Origin of the sequence: Microbacterium sulfonylureivorans (genome assembly GCF_003999995.1) — a bacterium.
GTDB classification, from domain to species: Bacteria; Actinomycetota; Actinomycetes; order Actinomycetales; family Microbacteriaceae; genus Microbacterium; species Microbacterium sulfonylureivorans.
In genome coordinates, this window is record NZ_RJAD01000001.1 from 966,324 (window position 1) to 992,629 (window position 26,306).

Sequence of the window (26,306 nt, forward strand, 5' to 3'; positions counted from 1 at the left end):
TGGGGCGGGGGCGTGGGGCGGGGGCGTGAGGGGGCGAGGCTCCTGCACAGGGGCGCGCGGGCACGGGGATTGCACGGGAGTGGGCGCTGACCGGGTCGGCGGACGACGACAGCGCGAGCATGAACCAGTGCGACGGCCACGACCTCTGCCTCCCGGACTCGACGCGACATCCTTTCTCGTCCGCGACGCCGTCGCTGCCGGGGCCACACCCGCTCGGACTCGCCGGAGCGATCTTCGCGCTCCGATGCGCGGCGTTCGTGTCTTCGCGGGGTCGGATGCCGTACGCACGGCATCGGTCCCGGGCGAGTCTGACTGGGATTACGTCCACGCCATCGTCACCGCCAAGGCGCAGGCCGTCGCGAAGGGGATGACGCCGGCCGCAGTGTTCAGCCATGCGACCGCGGCGCATCTGCACGGGATGCCGCTTCCCCCGCGCCTCGCGCTGTCGACGACGCTCCACGTCTCGGTCGCGCGCCAGGAGGATCGGCCACGCATCGACGGGATCGACTCACACCTGTCGCCACGCGACGTGCGGACCGTGGCCCGTGTCGGCGACCTGCGCGTGACGCCGCCGGTATCGACGTGGGTGGCGCTGGCGAGCGTGCTGACGGTGCGGGAGCTGATCGTCGTCGGAGACCACCTCGTTCGTCGTCGGGCGCCGGACGCGACGGTGGCCGATCTCCGCCGCGCCGTCGAGAGGTCGGCCGGGCGGCACGGAATCAAGCGGCTGCGGGCCGCTGTCGAACTCGTGCGCCCTCGCACCGACTCTCCGAAGGAGACCGAGCTTCGGATGATCCTCCTCGATCATGGCCTTCCCGAGCCGGTCGTGAATCATCCGATCCGCGACCAGTGGGACCGCCTGATCAGGCACGGCGATCTGGCCTACCCCGACCACCGCGTGCTGATCGAGTATGACGGCGAGATCCATCGACTCGACGAGGCGCAGTACCGCCTCGACAAGGAGCAGCTGGACCGCATCCTCGCCGAGGGATGGGTGGTGATCCACGTCCTGAAGCAGCACCTGACTCATCCGCGCGGCATCGCGGCCCGCGTACGTCGCGCGCTGCAAGCCCGCGCTCACCGCCCGTTTGTGTGAAGAAGGTGGCGTTTCCGCGTGCATGGAACGGCATCATCTCCACACAAACGGCACACGGGCGGGGAGGGGAGAGGGGGGTCAGCCCTTCACGGCGCCGCCGAGGCCGGCGGAGCGGAGGAAGACGGACTGGAAGATCAGGAACATCGCGATCGGGATCAGGGTCGCGATCGCGAGCGCCGCCAGGAACACGTCGAGCTCGGTCTGGGACTGAACGGCCGGGAGGCGCACCGACAGCGGCTGCACCGCCGGATCGGGGAGCACCAGCATCGGCCAGAGGTAGTCCTTCCAGGCCGCGATGATCGCGAACACCGAGACGACGCCGAGGATCGGCTTCGACATCGGGAGCACGATCGACCAGAACAGGCGGAACGGGCCGGCCCCGTCCGTGCGAGCAGCCTCGAAGACCTCGCGCGGCAGATTGTCGAAGAAGCGCTTCACCAGAAGGATGTTGAACGCGTTCGCTCCCATCGGCAGCCAGACGGCGAGGTAGTTGTTGAGAAGGCTGACGTCGCCCAGGAGGGGCGGGTTGACGATCGTCAGGTACAGCGGCACGAGAAGGACGATCCCGGGGATGAAGAGCGTCGCGAGCACCAGCGCGCTCAGCACCGGTGCGTACTTCGGCCGCAGCACCGAGAGCGCGTACCCGGCGGTCGTCGCGATGAACAGCTGCACGACCCAGGCGCCGAGGGCGATGACGATCGTGTTCCAGAAGTAGAGGTCGATGTGGATGTCGTTCCACGCCGTCGACAGGTTGGCCCAGTCCATCCCGTTCGGCCAGAGCGCGAACGGCTGCTGAATGGTGTCCTGCGTGGGCGTGATCGCCGACTTCGCGAGCCACAGGATCGGCCCGAGGCCGGCGATGACGAGCGTGACGGCGAGGAAGACGTGGGTCAGCGACATCCCGAACCTCGTGCCGGGCCGGCGACGCTCGGAGTCCGAGACGATCGTGCGGTCGGCCAGATCGTCGAGCGACTCGCGCTTGCGGCCGCCGCCGGTGCCGCGCCGCGACATCCACCCGCGCAGTCCCTCGCGACCCTCTGCGTTGCTGATCGAAGTGGTCATGAGGTGCTCCAGCGGTTCGTGAGCCTGAAGTACAGCCAGGACAGGATCGCCAGGACGATCGCAAGCAGCACCGACACCGCCGTCGCCTCGCCGTAGTCGCCGCCGAGGCTGTTGCGGAACGCCTTGTCGTAGATATAGAGCAGGATCGTCTTCGTCGCGCCGGCCGGGCCGCCGCCGGTGAACAGGAACGGCTCGAGGAACACCTGCGCGGTCGCGATGATCTGCAGGATGAACATGATGAAGAGGATGCCGCGCAGCTGCGGCAGCGTGACGTGCCAGACCTTCCGCCAGATGCCCGCGCCGTCGACCTCGGCGGCGTCGTAGAGCTCCGGCGGCACCGAGAGCAGCGCGGCGAGGTAGATGATGATCGACCCGCCGGCCGCGGCCCACGTCGCCTCGAGCACCAGCGCCGGCATCGCCTGGGCTGCCGACGAGAGCCATGGCTGCGGCGCTATGCCGACCCAGCCGAGCACCGTGTTGAAGACGCCCGACGGATCGGCGCTGTAGAAGAACTTCCACAGCAGCACGGCGACCACGGGCGGGATCACGACAGGGAGGTAGGCGAGTGCCGAGTACAGCCCCTTGCCGCGGCGCACCTCGCTCATGAGCACCGCGACGAACAGCGGGATCGGGAAGCCGAACAGCAGCGCCAGCAGCGCGAAGTAGATCGTGTTGATCACCGCTCGGCCGAGTTCGGGGTCGGTGAGCACGGCGACGTAGTTGTCGAAGCCCACCCACTCCGAGACGATCATGTTCGTCTTCTGGAGGCTCATGACCACCGACTGCACGATCGGCGACCACGAGAAGAAGACGAACACGAACAGCATGGGCAGCACGAACACGAGGTTCGCGAGCCCCCCGCCGCGGTACCAGGTGAGCGGCGAGCGCCTGGTCCTCCGGCGGGCGGGCGGTGCAGGAGGTGCGGATGCCGCGGCCGGCCGCTCCTCGGTGGTCATCGTCATCGGGTGCCTTTGCTGGAGTTCATCGTGCGTTCGGGGCGTTTCGTCTCGCTTCGCCCGCTCGACGACCAGGAGCACCGGTCATCGAGCGAGGATCGAGGCGACGAGACGAAATGCGTCGGACGGGATGCCGCGCCCCGGCGGGCGAGCGCCGGGGCGCGGCATCCGCTTCGTCGTTACGAGTCGAGCAGCGCCTGCGCGTCGGTCTGGGCCTGCGCGAGGAGTGCGTCGATGTCGGCGTTCTCATCGGTGAGGACCGTCTGGACGACCTTGTCGAGCAGTGCATAGACCTCCTGGGTCTTCACCTTCGCCTCGCCGACCGGGGCCTGGTCCCAGATGGCGTCGGTGAACGGCGCCATCTGCTCCCGCGGCACGTTGATGTACTCGTCGATCCAGACGAGCGACTCCTCGTACAGCTCGCGGCTCAGCACCGGGAGGAGCGGGGTGCCGACGGCCTGACCCGACTCGTTGAGCGTCTTCGCGTCGAGCTTGGCGGCGTCCTCGTCGAGGAGCTTCTGCATGTAGTACCAGTCGATCCACTCGACGCCGGCGGCCTTCGTCTCGTCGTCGATGGTCGGGCTCATCACGGCGATGTCGCCGCCGCCGAGCGTGCCCGGGTCCTCGCCCTCGAGCGGGATGACGGTGAGGCCGTAGACCTCCGAGTCGAGCCCGAAGTCGCGCACGAGCGCCGTGTAGATGTCGGATCCGGTCGTGTACATGCCGATGTTGCCGGCGGCGAACTCCTGGTTGATCGTGCCCCAGTCGAGGTCGACCTTCGAGCCGAACGAGCCGTCCTCCCACTTCAGCGCGTGCAGGAACTCCAGGACCCCCCGCGTGGCGTCGTTGTCGATCGTCGACTCGGCGGTGCCGTCGCCGTTGTCGGTCTGCGTACGACCGCCGCGGGCGACCGTGCCCACCGTCAGCTGCCAGCCGCCGGTGTTGTTGATCGCCATCTGCGAGTAGCCGGCCTTGCCGGTCGCGTCGGTGATCTGCTTGGCGTACTCGCGCACCTCGTCCCACGTCGTGGGCGGGCTGTCGGGATCGAGGCCGGCGGCCTCGAACAGCTCGCGGTTGTAGGAGAGCGCGTTGGCGTACGCCTGGCGCGGGAAGCCGTAGATCCGGCCGTCCGACCCGGTGACGCCGTCGAGGATGATCGGGTTGAAGCTGTCGGTGTAGCCGAGCTCGTCCATCTCCTCGGTGACGTCCATGAGCTGGTCGTTCTCGAGGAGCGTCTTCGCGTCGGTGAACGGGACCGTGAACACGTCGGGCAGGCTGCCGCCGGCGAGCTGGACCGCGAACGTCGGCCCCTCCCACTCGTACTCGACACCGATGATGTCGATGTCGGGGTGCTCCTCCTCGAACTGCTCCTCCTGCGCGGCGAACGCCTCGTACGCCGCGGCGTCGGCGCCCGGGGGGAACGTCGCGACGCGCAGTTCGGTCTTTCCGCCGGCATCCTCGCCTCCGCCGGCCGCACAGCCGACGAGCGCGCCGACGGTCGCCAACGTGGCGACACCGGCGAGCAGGACCCTTGCTGGTGACTTCATCGTCATTTCCTTTCGTGGTGGCGGTATCCGCGTCAGCCTCTCGGCGCGGAGCCCGCCGTGGTGTGGGTGTTGGTGCGGGGGGTGGTGTCCGTCGCTGCGTCGGTGCGCAGCCATGCGGTGGCGTTGCCCGGGAGGGCGCCGTGCTCGAGCGGCGAGCTCGAGAGAAGGAGGCCCGCGTCCGTCGGAAGGGCCACGGGATCGTCGCCGGTGTTCACGACGCACGCGAACCCGGGTCCGCGGCGGAAGGCGAGCACGTCGGCATGGCCGGCCACGACGTCGTCCCACCAGTCGAGCGGGCCGTCGCCGAGCTCGGGCAGCTCGCGCCGCAGGCGCAGGGCGTCGCGGTACAGGTTCAGCGTCGACGCGGGGTCGGCCTGCTGCGCCTCGATGCTCAGCCCCTCCCACGTCGCGGGCTGCGGCAGCCACGGCGCCGAGCCCTCGGGACCGAAGCCGAAGGGGCTCGCGCCCCCCGACCACGGCAGCGGAACGCGGCATCCGTCCCGACCCGGATCGGTGCCTCCCGAGCGGAAGTGCATCGGATCCTCGATGAGCTCGAGCGGGAGATCCTCGACCTCGGGCAGGCCGAGTTCGTCGCCCTGGTAGATGTAGAGGCTGCCCGGAAGCGCCGCGACGAGCAGCGCCGCCGCCCGCGCCCGGTGCAGGCCGAGCTGCGGATCGGTCGGAACGCCGAACCGCTTCCTGAGGAACGCGAATCCGGTGTCGTCGCGACCGTAGCGCGTGACCGGTCGCGTGACGTCGTGGTTCGACAGCACCCAGGTGCTCGGGGCGCCGACAGGGGCATGCGCGGCGAGGGTGGCCGAGATCGATTCGCGGAAGGATGCCGCCCCCCACGGCCGCGCGAGGAAGTCGAAGTTGAACGCGGTGTGCATCTCGTCGGGGCGCAGGTACGCGGTGAACCGGTCGATGTCGGGCACCCAGATCTCACCGACGAGCACGCGCGTGCCGGGGTACGAGTCGGCGACCGCCCGCCATGAGCGGTACACCTCGTGCAGCTCGTCGCGGTCCTCGGTGGGGTGCTCGCCGGGACCCTGCTTCTCACCGACCTCGGGCAGGTCGGGATCCTTGATCAGCAGGGCCGCCGAGTCGATGCGCACCCCCGCGACGCCGCGGTCGAACCAGAAGGCGAGGATGTCCTCGTGCTCGCGGCGCACATCGGGGTGGTTCCAGTTCAGGTCGGGCTGCTCGGGCGTGAACATGTGGAGGTACCACTCCCCCGGCGTTCCGTCGGGGTTCGTCGTGCGCGTCCACGTCTCGCCCTGGAAGCTCGACACCCAGTGCGTCGGAATCTCGGATCCGTCCTCGCCCTTGCCGGGGTGGAACCAGAAGCGCTCCCGCTCGGGGCTGCCCGGGCCGGCGGCGAGCGCCGCCTGGAACCACGGGTGCTGATCGGAGACGTGGTTCGGAACGACGTCGATGATGGTGCGGATGCCGAGTGCCAGCGCCTCCGCGATGAGCGCCTCGGCCTCGGCGAGGGTGCCGAACCGCGGGTCGATGTCGCGGTAGTCCTGCACGTCGTACCCCCCGTCGGCGAGCGGGCTCGGGTACCAGGGGTTGAACCAGATCGCGTCGACGCCGAGGTCCTTCAGATACCCGAGGTGGGCCCGCACTCCAGCGAGGTCGCCCGTGCCGTCGCCGTTGCCGTCAGCGAAGCTGCGCACGTAGACCTGGTAGATAACGGCGGAGCGCCACCACAGCGGGTCGGCGACTGAGGGCGTGCGGGCCGCGTCGGCGTGACCCGCTCGGGTGAGGACGTCGCTGTCCACGGAACTCCTCATCGTCGATAGAAAGACTCGATGCGATGAATGTATTCGCGACATGTCGATTACGCAAGTCTTGTACAGAATCACGCAAGATCACGATTATGCAACGAGATCGAGGAGGTCACGGAGCGCTTGGGTGTTGTGCGGCATGCCCCACCGCTGCGCGGCATGCCCCGTCGGCCGAGACATTCCCCCGGCTGCGCGGCATGCCCCACCACTGCGCGGGATGCCCCGTCGGCCGAGACATTCCCCTGGCGGGCTTCGCTCGCCTCCCGCCAAGCCCGATGCCAGCTCGGCCGACGGGACATCCCGCTCCGCTCGCTTGCGGGCGCCGACGGGGCATCCGGAGCCGACCGGACGCGAATCGGCCGCGCCCTCAGGGGACGCGGCCGATTCGGATGGACGCGGGCGGAGCCGCGCGGAGTTACGGCAGGAGGGCCTCCTGCCACTCGATGAGGTCGGCGATCTTCTCGACCAGGACGGCATCCTGGAGGCCGTGAGCCTTGCGCGACGCCCGCTTCAGCGTGCTGATGGCGGAGTCGTGCTCACCGGCGTCGGCCGCGACCTCGGCCGCCTCGAGGGAGGCGGCGATGTCGGCCGAGAGCTTCTCGGCGCGCACCGATCCGGTCGAGAGTCCCTCGACGATGCCGCCGACCTCCCCGAAGGTGACGCAGTCGCCGCCGCCGGCGACGAGGCCCGCGGTCCACTCGATGCCGCCCAGGATGTGCTCGAGGAACAGCGGATCGCTCCATGACACGTCGGTGTGACCCGCGGCCTCGTACCAGGAACGGCCGCCCTCGAAGTTGTGGCACCAGGCGATCGGGTGGTCCGCGCCCATCGCGCCGCTGCCCGGGTTGTACGTCGACTCGTCGAGGGTGATGAGCACGTGCACGTCTTCACGCGGGTTGACGGTGAAGTTGTACCACTCGTCGAACCGGACCCACTCCGTCGGCAGCATCGTCGTCGACGGGTGTCCGGGGCTCTCGACGCGCATGGTCGCGGTCTGCTGCGCGGGGTGGTTGCGGAAGCGCGCACTCCCTCCGGTCAGCTCGCTGTACCAGGGCACGGTGTGCATCGAGTCCGTCGCAGCGTGGAGCCCGACGTAGCCGCCGCCGGACCGGATGTACGACTGGAACGCGGCGAGCTCGGAGTCGTTCAGAAGCCGCGGACGGGTGGGGTCGAGGTTGTTGGTGGCATCCACGGGCGACGCGAAGATGATCGTCGCGTACTTCGAGAGGTCCTCGCCCGACGTGAAGGGAGAGCTCGGGAGCGTCAGGGCCGGCTGGCGGCTGTCCCACACGTCGACCGTGAACCCGTTGTCCTCGCCGAGCTGGATGACGGCATTGGTGGTGTCGTCGATGTGCGAGTGGCGGAAGCCGAGCGTCTGCCCGACGACCAGCACCTTGTACTCGTCGTCGGCGAACGCCGGGGCTGCGGCGATCCCCACGCTCAGCGTGAGGCCGAGGGCTGCCACGGCGGTGACGCCGGTGCGGATGTGTCTGTTCATTCGGTCGTTTCTCCCCTTCGAGTGGACCTGCGGTCATCGACGACCGGAATATGTTGCTGTCGCCGACATATCTCCTCGCCGACGATAGGCGGGCTCCACGCAGGTGTCAACGATCGGGCGAGACACTCCCGGCACCGGTGGACGCACCTTTTGCCTGGCGGTTCCGGCGGGCGCGACCGGATGCGGCGGCCATCCCCCGTCGGCACGTTCGAACTCGGCGCCGGAGTCGCTCCCCATGATGCGCGACGCGCGATCAGCGCGCTGTCCGACCCGAATTCGGTCGAACATCCCCGCGGGAGTGCGCCGACCGTCGCGCCGGCAAGATGAGGCCGGATTAACCTTGCGCGCGCGGACTCGGCCCGACGAGACTCAGGCCGCGGCCGGGCCGGTCGACGCACGCAGGACGAGCTCCGGCTCGAACAGGAGCTCGTCGCCGGCTTCCGTCGTGCCGGCGATCTGCGACAAGAGGAGCTCGATCACGGTGCGACCCATCGACTCGATCGGCTGACGGACGGTCGTCAGTGGCGGCTCCGTGCAGCTCATCAGCGCCGAGTCGTCGAAACCCACGACGCTCACATCCTCGGGCACGCGCAGACCGGCCCTTCTGGCCGCCCGCACCGCACCGAGGGCGAGCGGGTCGCTCGCGCACACGATGGCCGTGGCACCGGCCGCGAAGAGGCGGGTGGCACCGGCCTGCCCCGATTCCAGCGAGTACAGCCCGCGCACCACGAGGGCATCGTCGAGCGGTGCGCCCAGCCGCTCGAGGAGCGGGCGGGCCGCGGCGAGCTTGCGCTGCGACGGAATGTGGTCGAGCGGCCCGAGCAGCATCCCGATACGCCGATGACCCAGCTGGTGGAGGTGCTGGATCGCCTGCTCCGCGGCTGCCGCGTCATCCGTCGACACGGTTGCGAAGTCGAGCGACGCGATGCGGGCGTTCACGAGCACCGTGGGAAGGTTCACCTGCCGCAGCCGCTCGTAGTGCTCGTGCGCGGCATCCGCCTGGCTGTAGTTGCCGCCCAGGAAGATCACCCCGGAGACCTGCTGCTGCAGGAGGAGGTCGATGTAGTCCGACTCGGTGATCCCGCCCGAGTTCTGCGTGCACAGCAGGGGCGTGTAGCCGTTCTGGGTGAGCCCGCCGCCGATGATCTCGGCGAGCGCCGGGAAGATCGGGTTCTGCAGCTCGGGCAGCACGAGCCCCACGAGCCGGGCGCGTTCGCCTCGCAGCTTCGTCGGCCTCTCGTAGCCGAGCACGTCGAGCGCGGTGAGCACCGCCTGGCGCGTCGCATCGGACACCCCGGGCTTGTCGTTGAGAACGCGGCTGACGGTCGCTTCGCTGACCCCGACCTTGCGCGCCACTTCGGCGAGACGCTTCGACATGCGCTCAGTGTACGCAAGAACTTGCAGGATCGCGCAAGCCCCTGCAAGCCGGTCGGGTGCCCTGGCGTGCCAACTCAGATCCGGGCGGCGGAGATTGGGCGGATGACTGTTCTCGGGGCCCCGGCCGAGGCACGCGACATGGCCCTGGCCGAAGCGGGGTCGGGCCCGGCGGCGGTGAAACGGACGGGAGGAATCCGCCGTCGAGCTCCCCGCAACGGGTCAGAAGGAGGATTCCTCCCCTCGGATTCACCGCCCGGCGCTGTCAACCCCCGGCCGCCGGCACCGATCGCACGTCAGGATGGGAACCATGCCGAGTCCGTCCATCGTGTGGTTCCGCGACGACCTCCGTCTGGCCGACAACCCGGCCCTTCGCGCGGCGATCGATCGGGACGAGCCGGTCATCGGCCTCTACGTCCTCGACGAGGAGTCGCCGGGCATCCGCGACCTGGGCGGGGCGGCGCGATGGTGGCTGCACGGCTCGCTGTCATCGCTGGCCGAGCGCCTCGCCGAGCGCGGCGGCAGGCTGGTGCTCCGGCGGGGCGCGGCGGCACGGGTGGTCCGCGAAGCGGTGGCGGATGCCGCGGCCGGCGCCGTGTTCTGGAACCGACGCTACGGCGGGCCCGAACGGGAGGTCGATTCGGCGCTGAAGCAGTCCCTCCGTGCCGACGGGGTCGATGTCGCCTCGTTCGCCGGCTCGCTGCTGTTCGAGCCCTGGACCGTGACCACCGGCGCCGGCACCCACTTCTCGGTCTTCACGCCGTTCTGGCGCGCGTGTCTCGCACTCCCCGCGCCGCGGGCGCCGCTGCCCGAGCCCGTCGAGGTCGCGGGCATGACGCGGCTCGCCTCCGATGACCTCGACGACTGGCACCTCCTGCCGCACTCCCCGGACTGGGCGGGAGGCCTCCGCGAGACCTGGGAGCCCGGCGAGCCGGCCGCCCGGCGACGGGTGCGGCAGTTCCTGCGGGACGACCTCGGCCGATACGACCGGGCGCGCGACGAGCCGGCCACCGGAGCGACGTCGCTCCTGTCACCGCGCCTCCGATGGGGCGAAGTGAGTCCGTTCACGGTGTGGCACGAGGCCGTCGAGGCGGGAGGCGCCGGCCGGTTCCTGTCCGAGCTCGGGTGGCGCGAGTTCGCGTGGCATACGCTGTTCCACTCCCCCGCGCTCGCGTCGGAGAACCTTCGGGCGGAGTTCGACGCGTTCCCCTGGCCGCGCCTGAGGCCTGCGCACCTCGAGGCCTGGCAGCGTGGTCGCACCGGCGTGCCCCTCGTCGATGCCGGCATGCGCGAGCTGTGGGCGACGGGCTACATGCACAACCGCGTGCGGATGGTGGCGGCATCCTTCCTCGTCAAGAACCTGCTCATCGACTGGCGGCGCGGCGAGGAGTGGTTCTGGGACACGCTGGTCGACGCGGATGCCGCGAACAACCCGTTCAACTGGCAATGGGTCGCCGGATCGGGCGCCGACGCGGCACCGTACTTCCGGATCTTCAACCCCGAGCTGCAGGCGAAGAAGTTCGATCCGGACGGCCACTACGTGCGGCAGTGGGCGCCCGAGCACCTCGCCGACGAGCCTCCCGAGCCGATCGTCGACCTGCGCGAGACCCGCACCGCCGCGCTGTCCGCCTACGAGCAGGTGAAGACCGCCGCGAGGCGGTGAGACGTCCGCGCCCGCCGCGCCCCGTCGCGAGCGGGCATGGTTCGCACCAGAGCGCATTTCTCCGCCCGTGCGGAACATGCCCCTTCGAGGAAACGACGCCCGCTCGGGAAGATCACGTCGTGCCGGCAACCACGCCGTGCCGGGCGAACCGGGCCCTGCCGGCGAACGGGGGGGTCAGGCGGGGGCGGCTTCGACGCGGAGGACGAGAGCGTTGCCGGGGGTGAGGAGCGGCATCGGCAGCCCGACGCCGATGAGAGCCGAGCCGGTGAGCACGACCCCGGCGTCGAGCCACGGGGGCGGAGCATCCTGCAGCACGGACGGCGGAGCCCCGACGTCGAGCATCGACACCCGGTAGCGTCGGGCGGGATCCAGGCCGGTCAGGCGCAGCGGCGCGGGGAGCGCAGCATCCGTCTCGCCCACGACCGCGTACGAGAAGAGCGCCCGCGAGAGGTCGGGCGCGACCACGCCGTGGACGAGCACGGCGTCGTCGGCGGCATCGACCCGCACGACTCGGCCGGAGTGCAGAAGCGCGCGGTGCTCGCGGTGCACGGAGATCCAGGCGCGCAGCGCGTCGAGGTCGTCGGCGGACACCCGCGTGAGGTCGGACTCGATGCCCGCATGGCCGAACAGCGCGGTCGCGAGCCGGAAGCCGAGTCCTGAGACGCGGCCCGTCGTGTGGGCGTGCGCGTCGCCGACATGCGAGCCGAGGTACTCGGGCGGGATCACGATCCCCGTCCAGCGCTGGATCGCCTGGCGCACCAGCGGATCGTTGGTGTCGCTGGTCCACACGCGATCGACTCGTCGCAGGATCTCGAGGTCGATGCGTCCTCCGCCCGACGCGCACGACTCGATCTCGACGCCGGGGTGCGCCCCGCGCAGCCGGTCGAGCAGGCGGTAGAGACCGAGGACCTGCGGACGGGATGCCTCGACCAGCAGGTCGCGGTTGTGATCCCACTTGAGGTACGCGATCGGGTACTCGGACAGCAGGGCGTCGAGACGCTCGAACAGGTGCTGAGCGACCTCCGGCAGCGAGAGGTCGAGCACGTGCTGCCAGCGCCAGGTCACCGAATCGGGTGGGGTGAGGAGCCACTCGGGATGCTGCCGCGCGAGGTCGGAGTCGAGGCTCACCATCTCGGGCTCCACCCAGAGCCCGAACTCCATTCCCGCGGCGTTCACGCGCTCCGCGAGCGGGCCCAGGCCGTCGGGCCAGCGCTCGGGGTCGACCGTCCAGTCGCCGAGGGCGCGCCGGTCGTCGGTTCGGCCGAGGAACCAGCCGTCATCGAGCACGAATCGCTCCACACCGACCTCGGCGGCGCGTTCGACGAGGGGTTCGAGCCGTTCGAGCGAGTGGTCGAAGTACACGGCCTCCCACGTGTTGAGCGTCACGGGGCGCGGCCGGTCGATCGTCGACCACGACCGGATCCAGGGATGCAGCCGGCCGGACAGCCCGTCGAGGCCGGCGCCCGACCACGTCGCGATGACGACCGGCGACGCGTACTCCTCTCCCGGAGCCAGCGTCGTCGGCGCGAGGCGCTCGCCTGCTCCGAGCACGCTCGGCCCGAGGTCGGAGCGCTCGAACCACTGGCGCGTGTCGCCGCTCCAGGCGACGTGGGTGGCCCAGACCTCGCCGGATCCGAAGCCGAATCCGTCGGTGCCGGCGACCATCAGGAAGGGGTCGTCGTGCCCCCCGCGGCCGTGACGCGTCTCGCGCAGCCACACGCCATGACCGGGCCGCGCGCGCTGCGGACGGCGCTCGGCCGCCCAGCGCCCCGAGAAGTCGAGCACCTCCCGCGCGCGTTCGGGAACCGGCAGTGCGACCCCGACGCCGGTCAGCTCGACCGGCGCCTCACCGTCGTTGCGGACGACGTGCGAGACCAGGAGCACGCCCTGCGCCGTGAGCTCGAGGCGGGTCGTGATGACGGCATCCCGGATCGCGTTCACCGTGGTGACCACGTCGCCGTCGCGCGCTGTGTCGAGCTGCGTGGCGCGCTCGCGCACCCCGGCGACCGTGACGGCCGGATGCCCCGACCATCCGTCCGCGAGGGTCGGCAGCAGCGAGAACCGCAGCGGCACGTCGATCGAACTGGGGCCGACGGCGGGGACGATCGCATCTGCGAGGGCCGACAGGTCGGCGGAGTCGAGAGCGCCCAGGTCGCGGCCCCAGTGGACCACGACGGGAACGCCCGCGCCGCGGGAGTCGAGCACGAGGCCGACTCTCGCGGCGCGGAGGTGATGAATCACGCGGGGACTCTACTCCGCAACCGGGATCGACTGCGCCTTGAGGGTGGCGATGGTCGACTCCTGCGCGGCCTCGAGGGCCTCGATCAGCGTGCCCTGACCGGTGACGGCCTTCTGGAAGCCGTCCGAGACGTCCGCGTAGGTCTGCGTCATGGTCGGGCCCCACACGAAGTCGGGGTTGACCTGGCCGGCGGCCTCGGCGAACACGTCGTAGATCTTCTGGCCGCCGTAGAACTCGACGCCCTCCTGCAGCGACGGCAGGTCGAGACCGGCGGTCGTCGCGGGGTAGATGTTCGCCGACTCGTTGAGCGCGGTCAGCGCCTCGTCGGAGGTGTTCAGCCACAGCGCGAACTTGGTCGCCTCGTACAGGTGCTCCGTGCCCTTGAACACGGCGATGGACGAGCCGCCCCAGTTGCCGGAGCTGGCATCGCCGGCCGCCCACTGCGGGGACGGTGCGACGGACCAGTTGCCGGCGGTGTCGGGCGCGCCCGACGAGATCGAGTTGGCGCCCCACACGGCGGAGTTCCAGGTCCAGACCTCACCCGAGTTGTAGGCGTTGTTCCATTCCTCGGTCCATGCCGGGTAGGTGGCGACGAGGTCCTCGTCGAGGAGCTCCTGCCAGTACTCGGCGACCGTGGTCGACTGCTCGCCGGTCAGGTCGACGGTCCACTCGTCGCCGTCGTTGGTGAACCAGTCGCCGTTGCCCTGCCACACGAAGCCCGCGAACTGGTTGATGTCGGCGGTGGAGAAGTTGGTGATGTACCCGCCGGCCTCGCGCACCTTGACGGCGGCCGCCTTGTACTCCTCCCACGTCGTGGGGACGTCGATGCCGTTCTGCTCGAACAGGTCGGAACGGTAGAAGAGCGCCATCGGACCCGAGTCCTGCGGCACGCCGTAGACGCCGTCCTCGGTGCCCAGGGTGACCTGGCCCCAGGTCCACGGGATGAACTCGTCCTCGGCGGCGACGACGTCCTCGCACGCGGCGAGGTTCTCGAGGCCGTCCTGCACGCGGAAGCTCGACAGCGCGTCGTACTCGATCTGGCCGAGGTCGGGCGCGTTGCCGGCCTCGAGCTGGCTGAAGAAGCTCTTGTAGGTTCCGCCGTTGCCGTTCGGCCCGGTCTGGACCTCGACCTGGATGTCGGGGTTCTCCTCGTTCCACATGGCGACGACGTCCTCGATGCCCGGGATCCACGACGTGAACTCGAGCGTGACGTCTCCGTCGGACGGGGCGCAGGCTGCGGCATCCGCGCCGCCGTCGGTGCTTCCGCCGCCGCCGGCGCATCCGGCGAGCGCGAGCGCGCTGAGCAGTGCGACGCCTGTGACGACTGCCCTCTTGGTGTGCTGCATGATCTTCCTTACTGATCGGGTGATGCGGGATTTACAGGGATGCCGCCGGGCAGGAGACCCGTCGGCGGGAGCTCACTTCACGGACCCGGTGCCGAGGCCGTTGCGCCAGAAGCGCTGAAGCAAGAGGAAGGCGACGATGAGCGGCACGATCGAGAGGAACGAGCCGACGAGGACGTAGGTGCGCAGCTCGGGGATCTGGTTGAGCTGCGTGTTCCACGAGTAGAGACCGAAGGTGACGGGGAACAGCTCCTGGCTGCGCAGCATGATGAGCGGCAGGAAGAAGTTGTTCCAGATCGACACGAACTGGAAGAGGAACACGGTGACCAGTGCGGGGGTCATCAGCCGCATCGAGATCGTGAAGAACGTGCGCACCTCGCCCGCGCCGTCGATGCGGCCGGCCTCGATGAGCTCGTCGGGCACGCTCGCCGTCGCGTAGATGCGGCTGAGGTACACGCCGAACGGGCTGACGATGCTCGGCAGGAGAACCGCCCAGAACGTGTTCGTCAGGTTCACCTGGCTGAACAGCAGGAACAGCGGCAGCGCGAGCGCGGTGGCGGGTACGAGCACGCCGCCGAGCACGACGTTGAAGAAGACCTCGCGCCCGCGGAACCGGTACTTCGCCAGGGCGTAGCCGCACATGCCCGCCACGACCGTCGCCAGCAGGGCGCCGATGCCGGCGTAGCCCAGGCTGTTCACGAGCCAGCGCAGGTAGATGCCGTCGTTGTACGCGAACAGGTCGCCGACGTTCGCGAAGAAGTTCCAGTCCGAGAACCACAGCGCGTTCGTGGTGAGGAGGTCGCCGCGGTCCTTCGTGGAGGCGATGAACAGCCACCAGATCGGGACGAGGAAGTAGAGCGTGAACACGCCCATGACGACCAGGGCTGCGCCGCGCGACAGGATGCTCTCGCGAGGGCCCCGCGACGGCTTCAGGTCGTCGGCCAGTGCACCGTCGGTGCGGGTGAGCAGACTCATCGCTCGGCCTTCCGCTGGGTGATCTTCAAGAACGTGAACGACAGCACGAAGGTCGCGAGCGCCAGCACGACCGAGAAGGCCGCAGCCAGGTGCGTGTTGGGGATCGAGCTCGTCGCGTAGATCGTCATGTTCGGGGTGTACGTGCTCGACACGGCCGCGCTGAACGAGCGGAACACCTGCGGCTCGGCGAGGAGCTGGAGGGTGCCGATGATCGAGAACACCGCGGTGAGGATGAGCGCCGGGGCGACCATCGGGATCTTGATCGACCACGCGATGCGCACCTGGCCGGCGCCGTCGAGGCGCGCGGCCTCGTACACCTCGGACGGGATCGCGAGGAGCGCCGAATAGATGATCAGCATGTTGTAGCCGACGAACACCCAGGTCACGACGTTCGCGATCGACCACAGCACGAGCTCGGGCGAGAGGAAGTCGATGGTCTGGGTCACGTCGGTGAACGGCGAGAGGTTGGGCGAGTAGAGGAAGCCCCACATGATCGCCGCGATCACGCCCGGCACCGCGTACGGGGCGAAGAATGCGAGACGGAAGAACTTCTTGCCCTTGAGCACCGGCGAGTCGAGGAGCAGTGCGAACAGCAGCGCGAGCCCGAGCATGATCGGCACCTGCACGACGCCGAACAGCAGCACCCGGCCCACCGACTCCCAGAACGGGGCGTTCTGGAACACGAGCGCGTACTGCGCCGGGCCGCCGAACACCTCCTCCGGTGCGCCGTACGTGCCGTCGCGCTGGACGACCAGCAGCGACTGCCACACGGCGTAGCCGATGGGGATCAGGTAGAAGAGCAGGAACAGCACTCCGAACGGACCCGCGAAGATCGCGATCGCGCCCTTGTGCGGTGTGTGACGCCGAGCGGGCTTCGCCGGGCGTCCGGCCCGGCCCCCTCGCGTCACGAGGACCTCTGTGGCGGTCATGCGGCCGCCTCCTCTCTGATGATGCGCACGGCGCCCCCGGGGACATCGACGTCCCCGGCGACCGGCATCCCGGTGATGAGCTCGAATCCGGATGCCTCGGCCACCGCGGCGGCGTCGCCGTGGTTCACGACGAACAGGTACGAGGCATCCGCTCCCCGTCGGCGCACGATCTCGAGGGCGCCGTCGCCGCCGCGCACCGCCGCCGGGGGCCGGACGCCCGCTTCCGCGGCGACGCGGCCGAGCAGCGCGCGCAAGGCGTCCGCCTCGAGCAGCGTCGCGACATACCAGGCCGTTCCCCGGCCCCACGCGTTGCGGGTGATCGCCGGGCTGCCTGCCGAGGGTCCGTCGACGAAGGATGCCTCGGCGACGGCGGTGGTGACGTGCGACCGCTCCGACCACAGGGTCGAGGTCGCGCCGTCGCTGAGGCGGAGCGTCTCGCCGGCGGCGACCGGCGCGAACTCCTCGACGCGGACGCCGAGGGCGTCGCGCAGGGGCCCGGTGTAGCCCCCCGTCCACACGCGGTCGTCCTGGTCGACGATGCCGCTGTAGAACGTGACGACCGCGGAGCCGCCTGCGGCGATCCAGTCGGTGAGGACGGTCGCCTCGGACTGGCGGATCAGGTGGAGGCCCGGGACGACGACCAGCGAGTAGACGGAGAGGTCTGCGCCGGGGGCGACGACGTCGACGGTCAGGCCGAGCGCGTGCAGCGCCCCGTACGCCGCATGCACCTGATCGAGGTAGCCGAGCGACTGGCTCGGTCGCGACTCGGTCTGAGTCGCCCACCACGACTCCCACGAGAAGACCAGGGCGACCTGGGCCTCGACGCGGCTGCCCGCGAGTTCGCCGATGCGTCCGATGATGCCGCCGAGCTCGACGACCTCGCGCCAGACGGCGGAGTCGGTGCCCGCGTGCGGAAGCATTGCGGAGTGGAACTTCTCGCTGCCCTGCACCGAGGCGCGCCACTGGAAGAAGCACACGCCGTCGGCGCCGCGCGCGACGTGCGTCAGCGAGTTGCGGATGATCTCGCCCGGCGTCTTCGGCTTGTTGAGCGGCTGCCAGTTGACCGCGCCGGTGGAGTGCTCCATGAGGATCCAGGGCGCTCCGCCCCCGAGGCCTCGCGAGAGATCGGCCGCGAAGGCGAGCTCGGCGTTCGGGTCGGCCAGGCGGTGGTCGAGGTAGTGGTCGTTCGCGACGATGTCCATGTCGCCCGCCCACGACCAGTAGTCGAGGTTCTCGATGTGCGCCGTGACCATGAAGTTCGTCGTGATCGGCACCGTGCTGAGCGGGCGGATCGCGTCGGCCTCGGCGCGGTAGTACGCGAGCAGCTCATCCGAGCTGAAGCGGTGGAAGTCGAGCATCTGACCGGGGTTGCGCGTCGAGATCGTCGCGCGGGGCGGGAGGATCTCGTCCCACTCGCCGTAGGTCTGGCTCCAGAACGCCGTCCCCCACGCGGCGTTGAGCGCGTCGAGCGTCACATACCGGGCCTCGAGCCAGCGGCGGAAGGCGGCGGCGCTCTCGTCGCAGTGGCAGAGGGCGTTGTGACAGCCGAGCTCGTTCGAGACGTGCCAGAGCGCGACGGCCGGGTGGTCGCCGTACCGGCCGGCGACGGCCTCGACGAGCCGGAGCGCCGCGGCGCGGAACACGGGCGAGCTCGGGCACCATGCCTGACGACCGCCGGGGAAGCGGCGCGTGCCGTCTTCGGCCATGGGGAGGATCTCGGGATGCCTCCGCGCCAGCCACGCCGGCGGCGAGGCGGTGCCCGTGCCGAGGTTGACACGGATCCCGGCGGCGTGCAGCCGGCCGATGATGTCGTCGAGGGCCCGGAAGTCGTACTCGCCCTCGCGCGGCTCGATGTGGGACCACCCGAAGATGTTGACCGCCACGAGGTCGACGCCGGCCTCGCCCATGAGGCGGATGTCCTCGTCCCACACGTCGGTGGTCCACTGTTCGGGGTTGTAGTCGCAACCGAACGCGATGCCGTCGTGCTCGAAGGGGCGGGCAGGGGCCGTCATGTTCTCCTCAGATCTGTGAACGTGCACAGATCTGAGCGTGAGTACTCGGCGCTGAGTTCTGTGAACGTGTACAGACTAAGCACGCCCTTTCTGCCTGTCAATATCTTGTGTCCCGATTGTGCTCGTGCACATACGATGGCCTCGTGGAGACCAACGGACGTCGACGTCGCGCAACCGTCAAGGACGTGGCCACTGAGGCCGGTGTCTCGCGCGGCACGGTGAGCCGGGTGCTGAACGGGCAGCCGTACGTGTCGGACGAAGCCAGAGCCGCGATCGACGCGGCGATCGAGAAGGTCGGATTCATCCCGAACCGCGCCGCCCGCAGCCTCGTCATGCAGAACTCGCAGGCCATCGGGCTCATCGTCCACGAGCCCCACTCGCTGTTCGTCGAAGACCCGAACATCGGCTCGATCCTGCTCGGCGCGAACGCCGCGCTCTCGGAGGCCGACTACCAGCTGTCGTTCCTGATCGCCGACACCTCCCGCGACATCGACCGCCTCGCCCGCTACCTGAGCGGCGGCCTCATCGACGGCGTCATCATCGTCTCCGCCCGCGTCGGCGATCCGATCACCCGCGCCGTCGCGAACCTCGACCTCCCCGCCGCATTCGTGGGCCACCCGCGCGACATCGGCGACGCCGCCTACGTCGCGATCGACAATCGCGGTGCGGCGCGCGAGATCACGGCGCGTCTCGCCGACACCGGCCGGAAGCGCATCGGCATGATCGCGTCCGCGCTCGACCGCGACTCCGGCTCCGACCGCCTGGCCGGCTTCGTCGACGCCCTCGGCAACCGGTTCGACCCTCAGCTCGTCGAGCGGGTCCCGCTGTACTCGTACTCCGACGGCCAGGCCGGCATGCGCGCCCTCCTCGACCGGGCTCCCGACATCGACGGCGTCTTCGCCTCGAGCGATGCGGTGGCCGCGGGTGCGATGGACGTGCTGCAGGCGGCGGGACGCGTCATCCCCCGCGACGTCGGAATCGTCGGCTTCGACGACAGCTCCTGGGCGCTGCGCTGCGACCCGCCGCTGTCTACGGTGCACCAGCCCGCCACCGAACTCGGCCGCGCCGCCGCGGAATCGGTGCTGCGCCAGCTGCGGGGCGAGGACCCCGACTCGAGCGGGCGCGTCCTCGAGTGCCCCGTCGTCTGGCGCGCCTCGGCCTGACCCCGCCCTATTCGGCGGGCCCGCCGGGGCGCGGCGCGCACAACTCCTCCAAACCGACGGGCCGGTCCACCGCGCTGCGCGGAATTGCGCGGGCCCAGCTCGCGACGTCGCTCGTCCTGGAGGAGTTGTGCACGACGGCCCACGCGCAGGCGGCGAGGTTCCGAAGGAATACGACCCGCACGGCGGGCGGTTGTGCCTCACGATGAGCTCCGCACCCGCACCCGCACCCGCCCTGTCCGTCCTCGACCTCGTGCCGGTGCGCGCGGGGCAGACGAGCGCCCAGGCGGTGGCGGCATCCCTCGCCCTCGTCGCCCTCGCCGACGAGCTCGGGTTCCGCCGGTACTGGTTCGCCGAGCACCACAACATGCCCGCGGTCGCCTCGACCACGCCGCCGGTGCTCGCCGCGGCGGCCGCCGCGCGCACCGCGCGCATCCGACTCGGGTCGGGCGGCGTCATGCTTCCCAACCACTCCCCGCTCGTCGTGGCCGAGCAGTTCGCCGCTCTCGAAGCCCTCGCTCCGGGCCGCATCGACCTCGGACTCGGCCGTGCCCCGGGCTCCGACCCGGTGATCACGCAGCTGCTGCGTCAGAGCGGGACCACGAGCGACGTCGAGCGCTTCCCCGACCACGTGCGCGACATCGTGTCGCTGGTGTCCCCCGACGGGGCGAGCGTGCGCTTCACCTCCGGCGGCACGTACGACGTGCACGCCACTCCGGCGGCGACGAGCGTGCCCGAGGTGTGGCTGCTCGGTTCGAGCGACTACTCCGCCCAGCTCGCGGCGGCCGTGGGACTCCCGTACGTCTTCGCGAACCACTTCTCGGGACAGGGTCTCGAGCGGGCGCTCGACCTCTACCGCACGGCATACCAGCCGAGCGAGGCGCACCCCGAGCCGCGGACGTTCCTCACCGCGAACGTGCTGGCCGCGCCCACGGCCGACGAGGCCGAGGCGCGCGCGCTCCCCAACCTGCGGATGACCGCGCGTCTGCGCACCAACATGCCGCTCGTGGCGCTCGAGACCGTCGAGCAGGCGGTCGCCGGAGCCGCCGACTTCGACGGACTCGGCACGTCGTTCATGGACTCGGCGCGTGCGAACTGGTTCGTCGGCACGCCCGGCGCCGTCGCCGCCGGCCTCACGGCGTTCGCGACGAAGCACGGCGTGGGCGAGATCATGATCTCGCCCATCGCCGGCTCGTACGAGGGTGAGCCGATGGATGCCTCACCCGGTCGCGCGCAGACGCTCGAGCTGCTCGCCGCCGAACTCGGCCTCGCCTGACCGGCGAGGAGATCGGCAGCCCTCGCCCTACCAGGCGATGAGCTTGTGCGGGGTGACCACGATCAGGGCCGAGTATCGCTCGGCCATCGTCTCGGTCGTCAGGTTCAGCCGCTGCAGCCAGGCGTCGTACTTCGCGGTGTACGCGTCGCCGATCCGCTCCACCCACGCCGACGACGGCTCCGGCGAGATCTCCGCCGTCCCGCGGAGCACCGACAGCTGCTCGCCGTCGTGGCCCGCCTCGAGGTGGAGGAGCACACGGTCGTTCGCGCGGACGTTGCGGACCTTCGCGGTCGCGGGCTCGCTCATGATGAGGGCGCGGCCGTCGTGCCACAGGAACCAGATCGGCACCGCGTGCGGGAACCCGTCGCGTCCGATCGTGCCGAACCACGCGACCTGCTCGCTCTCGAGGCGCGCAAGGGTGCGCGCGTGGACCTCGTTCGCCGCGTCGAACTCGAACGCGCCTGCCGCGCCGCTCACGCCTCCTCCGGCTCGCCGCTGAGGAGACCCCGCAGCCAGTCGCGGGCCTCGACGAACACGTCGTCGGAATAGCGATCGGGGTAGTGCACCACGGCGCGGTCGGCGCGCGGGTACGAGCCGAGGAAGACGACCTTCGGGCTGAAGCGGCGGAGGCCGAGCAGGGCATCGGCCATCCGCTCGTCCTCGATGTGTCCGTCGGCGTCGATGACGAACCGGTACCGGCCGAGCGCGTCGCCGATCGGCCTCGACGCGAGAAGCGAGAGGTTGATGCCACGGGTCGCGAACTGCTCGAGCATCTCGAGCAGCGCACCGGGGTGGTCGTCGGGCAGCTCTGCGATGAGCGAGGTCTTGTCGGCGCCGGTGGGCGGCGGTGGGGCCACGGTCCTGCTGACCAGCACGAAACGTGTGACGGCGTTCGGGTTGTCGCCGATCGCGGATGCCAGCAGCTCGAGCTCGTGATGCTCGAGGATCCCCGGCGGTGCGATCGCGGCATCCGCATCGCTCGACCCGTCGATGAGGCTCATCGCGCTGGCGACGTTGCTCGCCGCAGGGATGTGGGCGTGGGCCGGGAGCGTGCGGGAGAGCCACTGCAGGCACTGCGCGTACGCGACGGGGTGCGCGGCGACGAGCGACACGTCGTCGAGCGTCGCCCCGGGCCGTCCGACGAGCACGAACTCGACCGGCACGAGGTACTCGCCCACGATGCGGAGCCCGGGGACCGTGGCCAAGGCATCCTGCGCCGTCGACACGCCGCCGTCGACCGAGTTCTCGATCGCGATCATCGCCGCGTCCGAGCGCCCCTCGGTCACGTCGGCGAGCGCTTCGCCGACGTTTCGGACCGGCCGCCACTCCTGCGCGCGGGCCTCGGGGACCTGGGCGAGAGCCGCCTCGGTGAACGTCCCCGCCGGCCCGAGATAGCTGTACGTGCGTCGGGTCGGAGCGTCGTCGGGGGTCACGGGTGCCAGCCTATCCGCGGTCATGACGAGCGGACCGGCCGATCGTCCGTTCATGACGTTCGCACAGGTCGAAACGATGCGCCCCACCGCGGAGACGGGCAGACTGGACCCATGACTCGCGCAGGACAGCCGGCCGAAGCATCCGACCTCATCGACATCGATGAACTCATCAATGCGTATTACGACATCAAGCCCGACCCCGCGGTGCCCGAGCAGCGCGTCGCGTTCGGAACGAGCGGCCACCGCGGCTCGTCGCTGTCGGCGAGCTTCAACGAAGTGCACATCCTTGCGACCACCCAGGCGATCGTGGACTACCGCGTCGCGCAGGGCATCGCCGGTCCGCTCTTCCTGGGACGCGACACGCACGGCCTGTCGCTGCCGGCCGAGCGCAGCGCGATCGAGGTGCTCGTGGCGAACGGCGTCGACGTGCGCGTCGACTCCCGAGACTCGTGGGTTCCGACGCCCGCGCTGAGCCACGCGATCCTCGCGTACAACAAGGGCCGGGATGCCGCCGACCCGGGCCGCGCCGACGGCATCGTCGTCACGCCCAGCCACAACCCGCCGCGCGACGGCGGCTTCAAGTACAACCCCCCGAACGGCGGGCCCGCCGACACCGACGCCACGGGCTGGATCGCCGAGCGCGCGAACGACCTCATCGCGACCGGGTTGGCCGGCGTGCACCGGACGGCGTTCAAGGACCTCGACGGTGACGCGATCGGCGACTACGACTTCCGCGACGCCTACGTGCGCGACCTCGCCGGCATCATCGACATCGACGCGATCCGCGGCGCCGGAGTCCGCATCGGCGCCGACCCGCTCGGCGGGGCATCCGTCGAGTACTGGGCGCTCATCGCGGAGGTGCACGGCCTGGACCTCACCGTCGTGAACCCCGACGTCGACCCGACATGGCGCTTCATGACGCTCGACTGGGACGAGAAGATCCGCATGGATCCGTCGTCGCCGTCCGCGATGGCGGCGCTGGTCGCACGGCGCGACGAGTACGACATCCTCACGGGCAACGACGCCGACGCCGACCGGCACGGCATCGTCACGCCCGACGCCGGGCTCATGAACCCGAACCACTACCTCGCGGTCGCGATCGACTACCTGTACTCGCACCGGCCGGATTGGCCGTCGGATGCCGCGATCGGCAAGACCCTCGTCTCGTCGATGATCATCGACCGGGTGGCCGAGTCGCTCGGGCGCACCCTCCTCGAGGTGCCGGTCGGGTTCAAGTGGTTCGTCCCCGGTCTTCTCGACGGCTCGGTCGCGTTCGGCGGCGAGGAGTCGGCGGGCGCGTCGTTCCTTCGCAAGGACGGCACCGTGTGGACCACCGACAAGGACGGCATCCTGCTGTGCCTGCTCGCGGCCGAGATCCTCGCCGTGACGGGCAAGACGCCGTCGCAGCGCTACGCCGAGCTCGAGGCGGAGTTCGGGGCGTCCGCGTACCAGCGCGTCGACGCGCCGGCGACCCCCGCCCAGAAGGCTGCGCTCGGCAAGCTCGCGCCCGAGGCGGTCACTGCGACCGAGCTCGCCGGCGAGCCGATCACCGCGAAGCTCTCGCACGCGCCGGGCAACGGGGCCGCGATCGGCGGGCTGAAGGTGCAGACCGAGCACGCCTGGTTCGCCGCGCGCCCGTCGGGCACCGAGGACGTCTACAAGCTCTATGCCGAGAGCCTCCGCGGCCCCGAGCACCTCGCCGAGGTGCAGGAGGAGGCGCGGGCCGTCGTGACCGAGGCCCTCGGCGGCGCCTGACCCCGGGCTACCGGGCGAGGGAGGCCTCCCACATGCGCGTCCAGTCCTCGGCTCCGGACATCAGCTGCCGGCGCAGCAGCGGGCCGTCGGCCCCGGCCTGGGCGACGACATCCGCGGTCCAATCGGCCAGCAGCCCGTACGTCGCCATGCCGTCGGTGTTCAGGTCGAAGGTGCGCTGCCCCATCGTGAAGCGGTCGACGGTCGTGCCGTTGAGCGCCGTGAACGGGTAGGCGAGCGGGCTCGCCGCCGCGTCGGCGCGGGCGTAGGCCTGGTCGCCGAGGCCGTTGACGTCGGTGCCGAAGCCGTAGGCGGAGATGGAGCCGGGGGCCGCGGCATCCCGGTTCGCCTGCCACTCGTCGAGGAAGCCCGGGCGTCCGTCCTGGGTGTGCGCGGCGTTCGCGTAGGAGCCGACGAAGCCGCCGACGTCGGCGATGCGCGCGATCATCGTGCGGTCTGCCCACGTGTGCGTCGTGGCGACGCCGGGGTAGCCCTCGGCCTCGGCGATGTCGAGCACCGCGTCGGCGGTCTTCAGGCTCATGTGGTCGACGTTGATCACCATCCCCCGTTCCATCAGCTCGCCCACGAGGTGGCGACCGAGGTCGGTGAGACCGCGGATGTTGCAGACGCCGCCCTGCGGATAGACCGGCGCGACGGTGCCGTGCGGGAGCCCGGTCACCGTCTTCAGCAGAGCGGCGATCTCGTCGCTGCGCAGCGGCTGCTCGTTGTCGGTGGCTCCCGTGCACTCCTCGACCTGCCAGAAGCTGCCGGTCGACACCTTGTTGCCGATGTTGACCGCGGCACCCTGCGTTCCCGAGTCGAACCTCGTGCCGCCGAACGCGTTGTCGAACTTGTGCACCGGGTACACCCCGCTCACACCCCACGACTGCAGCTCGTCGAGGCCCGCGTCGATGTCGGCACGGTCGCACTGGGGCACGTCGAGGATCTGGCGGCAGCCGAAGAGCTCGGAGTTCTCGACGCCGACGATCACCGCGAGCTTTCCCTGCGCCGCGATCTGGCGCACCTGCTCGGGTGTCGAGGCGATGCGGAACCAGCCCTTGCCCTCGCCGCCGGACTGGGCGTCGATGTAGTCCTGCATGTCGCGGAGGTACTGCGCCTGCAGTCGCAGCTGCTCCATCTCGTCACAGCTCGAGACCCGTTCCGGGTACACCTCGCAGATCACGCGGTTGGCGACGAGGAGCGCGTTGTGCACGCGCTCCCCCGATTCCCACGCACGCTGGATGCCGCGGAAGTACGCCTGCTCGTGGAGCAGCGTCGTCGGAGTCGGCCAGTCCTCGAACGTCGGCCAGCCCTTCGGGTCCATGAACGGATCGGTGCCGGCGATGAGCGCTCCGGCGTAGCCGCCGAGCCCGAGCGCCGAATGCGACCAGCATCCCTTGAGCGCGACCTCGACTCCGCCCTCGGCGAAGGGGGTCCCGCAGCGCAGCTTCCCGCCGAACGCGACGGCGGCCGTGATGTGCGCGTGGGCGTCGATGAAGCCGTTGAGCGTGCCGTCCGGATTCACCCCGGGCTGGGGTGTCCCGGTGACGGCGGTGGCGACATCCGCCGCGCTCGCGCAGCCCGTCGCCGTCTGGAGCGTGAACGCCCCGCTCGTCGTGACGAGCGACCCGAGGATTCCGCCGATCGCCTTGCCGTTGAGCGTGGCCGCGATCCGGTAGGTCGAGCCGTCGCGCGTGACCGTCCAGTCGGCGCGGTCGCCGTAGCTCGATCCGGGCATGACGGTGCCCAGCACGCTGAGGTAGAGGACCGAGCCCTTCGCGTCGATGAGCCGATAGCGCCCGAGGTCGGTGGCCTCGAAGCGGATGGGCACCGCCGACGACGACGAGCCCTTGGTGCCGTAGCCGACCGAGCCCCTCGTGACGTAGTTCGAGGTTCCGCTGCCGACACGCAGCACCGCGCAGGTGCCGTCGAGGTCGCTCGCCGGCGCGGGCGCGGCCTGGGCGGCCGTCAGCGGGATCGCGATCATCGCGAACGCCGCTGCGATCGCGATCGCAGCGCGCCGGAGGCGCGGCAGGCGGGACGGACGGGTAGGGACGGCAGGGGCCACGACATCCTCCTCGAACGGCACTGTGCGAGACGGCCCCGATGCTATGGGCCACCCGTGGCACCGTCTACCCCCCTCTCGACGTGCCGCCACGGCCGAGAGTGCGTGTTCCACCACCCGCCGCGAGGCGGGGCGG

At 70.4% G+C, this 26,306-nt stretch carries 19 protein-coding genes; 5 read left to right on the forward strand and 14 right to left on the reverse strand.

Going from position 1 to position 26,306, the window contains the following annotated elements; translation table 11 throughout:
• Positions 1-244: 244 nt before the first annotated feature.
• Positions 245-1,096: a hypothetical protein gene (locus tag EER34_RS04290; protein WP_127473305.1), complete on the forward strand. Its 852-nt coding sequence runs from the start codon at positions 245-247 to the stop codon at positions 1,094-1,096.
• Positions 1,097-1,174: 78 nt separating this feature from the next.
• On the opposite strand, the gene EER34_RS04295 is transcribed toward EER34_RS04290, so the two are convergent.
• The 6 genes from EER34_RS04295 to EER34_RS04320 all read right to left on the reverse strand — a co-directional run bounded on the left by EER34_RS04295 (position 1,175) and on the right by EER34_RS04320 (position 9,326).
• Entirely contained in the window at positions 1,175-2,107 is a 933-nt protein-coding gene (locus tag EER34_RS04295) for a carbohydrate ABC transporter permease (protein ID WP_164743524.1), read from the reverse strand.
• Positions 2,108-2,154: 47 nt separating this feature from the next.
• Positions 2,155-3,120 carry a carbohydrate ABC transporter permease gene (locus tag EER34_RS04300; RefSeq protein WP_127473307.1) on the reverse strand — a complete coding sequence of 322 codons (966 nt, stop codon included), beginning with the start codon at positions 3,118-3,120 and terminating at the stop codon, positions 2,155-2,157.
• A 173-nt stretch (positions 3,121-3,293) separates the two neighbouring features.
• On the reverse strand, positions 3,294-4,661 hold the full coding sequence (locus EER34_RS04305) for an extracellular solute-binding protein (RefSeq protein WP_127473308.1): 1,368 nt from the start codon (positions 4,659-4,661) through the stop codon (positions 3,294-3,296).
• A gap of 32 nt (positions 4,662-4,693) precedes the next feature.
• Entirely contained in the window at positions 4,694-6,445 is a 1,752-nt protein-coding gene (locus EER34_RS04310) for a glycoside hydrolase family 13 protein (RefSeq protein ID WP_420845959.1), read from the reverse strand.
• Between the two features lie 421 nt (positions 6,446-6,866).
• Positions 6,867-7,949 carry a ThuA domain-containing protein gene (locus EER34_RS04315; RefSeq protein WP_127473310.1) on the reverse strand — a complete coding sequence of 361 codons (1,083 nt, stop codon included), beginning with the start codon at positions 7,947-7,949 and terminating at the stop codon, positions 6,867-6,869.
• A 369-nt stretch (positions 7,950-8,318) separates the two neighbouring features.
• Positions 8,319-9,326, reverse strand: coding sequence for a LacI family DNA-binding transcriptional regulator (locus EER34_RS04320; protein ID WP_127473311.1), 1,008 nt, complete (start codon positions 9,324-9,326; stop codon positions 8,319-8,321).
• 307 nt (positions 9,327-9,633) lie between these two features.
• On the opposite strand from EER34_RS04320, the gene EER34_RS04325 reads away from it, so the two are divergent.
• Complete coding sequence (locus EER34_RS04325) at positions 9,634-10,986, forward strand: cryptochrome/photolyase family protein (RefSeq protein WP_127473312.1); 1,353 nt, start codon at positions 9,634-9,636, stop codon at positions 10,984-10,986.
• A 174-nt stretch (positions 10,987-11,160) separates the two neighbouring features.
• Here the strand turns inward: EER34_RS04325 and EER34_RS04330 are convergent, their stop codons facing one another.
• From EER34_RS04330 to EER34_RS04350, 5 genes are all read right to left on the reverse strand, one after another.
• Positions 11,161-13,227 carry an alpha-galactosidase gene (locus tag EER34_RS04330; protein WP_127473313.1) on the reverse strand — a complete coding sequence of 689 codons (2,067 nt, stop codon included), beginning with the start codon at positions 13,225-13,227 and terminating at the stop codon, positions 11,161-11,163.
• 9 nt (positions 13,228-13,236) lie between these two features.
• Positions 13,237-14,571 (reverse strand): ABC transporter substrate-binding protein, encoded by a 1,335-nt coding sequence (locus EER34_RS04335; RefSeq protein ID WP_127473314.1) that lies wholly within the window; start codon positions 14,569-14,571, stop codon positions 13,237-13,239.
• Between the two features lie 72 nt (positions 14,572-14,643).
• Positions 14,644-15,543, reverse strand: coding sequence for a carbohydrate ABC transporter permease (locus tag EER34_RS04340; RefSeq protein ID WP_127473315.1), 900 nt, complete (start codon positions 15,541-15,543; stop codon positions 14,644-14,646).
• Positions 15,540-16,472 (reverse strand): carbohydrate ABC transporter permease, encoded by a 933-nt coding sequence (locus tag EER34_RS04345; protein ID WP_127473316.1) that lies wholly within the window; start codon positions 16,470-16,472, stop codon positions 15,540-15,542. The genes EER34_RS04340 and EER34_RS04345 overlap by 4 nt, the downstream gene beginning before the upstream one ends.
• Positions 16,469-18,484: a beta-galactosidase gene (locus tag EER34_RS04350; protein ID WP_127473317.1), complete on the reverse strand. Its 2,016-nt coding sequence runs from the start codon at positions 18,482-18,484 to the stop codon at positions 16,469-16,471. The genes EER34_RS04345 and EER34_RS04350 overlap by 4 nt, the downstream gene beginning before the upstream one ends.
• A 143-nt stretch (positions 18,485-18,627) precedes the next feature.
• On the opposite strand from EER34_RS04350, the gene EER34_RS04355 reads away from it, so the two are divergent.
• Both EER34_RS04355 and EER34_RS04360 read left to right on the forward strand, forming a co-directional pair.
• Complete coding sequence (locus EER34_RS04355) at positions 18,628-19,647, forward strand: LacI family DNA-binding transcriptional regulator (protein ID WP_127473318.1); 1,020 nt, start codon at positions 18,628-18,630, stop codon at positions 19,645-19,647.
• Between the two features lie 202 nt (positions 19,648-19,849).
• Entirely contained in the window at positions 19,850-20,920 is a 1,071-nt protein-coding gene (locus EER34_RS04360) for an MsnO8 family LLM class oxidoreductase (RefSeq protein WP_127473319.1), read from the forward strand.
• Positions 20,921-20,947: 27 nt separating this feature from the next.
• On the opposite strand, the gene EER34_RS04365 is transcribed toward EER34_RS04360, so the two are convergent.
• Entirely contained in the window at positions 20,948-21,397 is a 450-nt protein-coding gene (locus tag EER34_RS04365) for a pyridoxamine 5'-phosphate oxidase family protein (protein ID WP_164743446.1), read from the reverse strand.
• Positions 21,394-22,377 carry a prephenate dehydratase gene (gene pheA, locus EER34_RS04370; protein ID WP_127473320.1) on the reverse strand — a complete coding sequence of 328 codons (984 nt, stop codon included), beginning with the start codon at positions 22,375-22,377 and terminating at the stop codon, positions 21,394-21,396. The genes EER34_RS04365 and pheA overlap by 4 nt, the downstream gene beginning before the upstream one ends.
• A gap of 87 nt (positions 22,378-22,464) precedes the next feature.
• Here pheA and pgm point away from each other — a divergent pair, with 87 nt between their 5' ends.
• Positions 22,465-24,108, forward strand: a complete 1,644-nt coding sequence (gene pgm, locus EER34_RS04375; protein ID WP_127473321.1) for a phosphoglucomutase (alpha-D-glucose-1,6-bisphosphate-dependent) — start codon at positions 22,465-22,467, stop codon at positions 24,106-24,108.
• Between the two features lie 7 nt (positions 24,109-24,115).
• Here the strand turns inward: pgm and EER34_RS04380 are convergent, their stop codons facing one another.
• Positions 24,116-26,173 carry a membrane dipeptidase gene (locus tag EER34_RS04380; protein WP_205791365.1) on the reverse strand — a complete coding sequence of 686 codons (2,058 nt, stop codon included), beginning with the start codon at positions 26,171-26,173 and terminating at the stop codon, positions 24,116-24,118.
• Between the last annotated feature and the right edge of the window lie 133 nt (positions 26,174-26,306).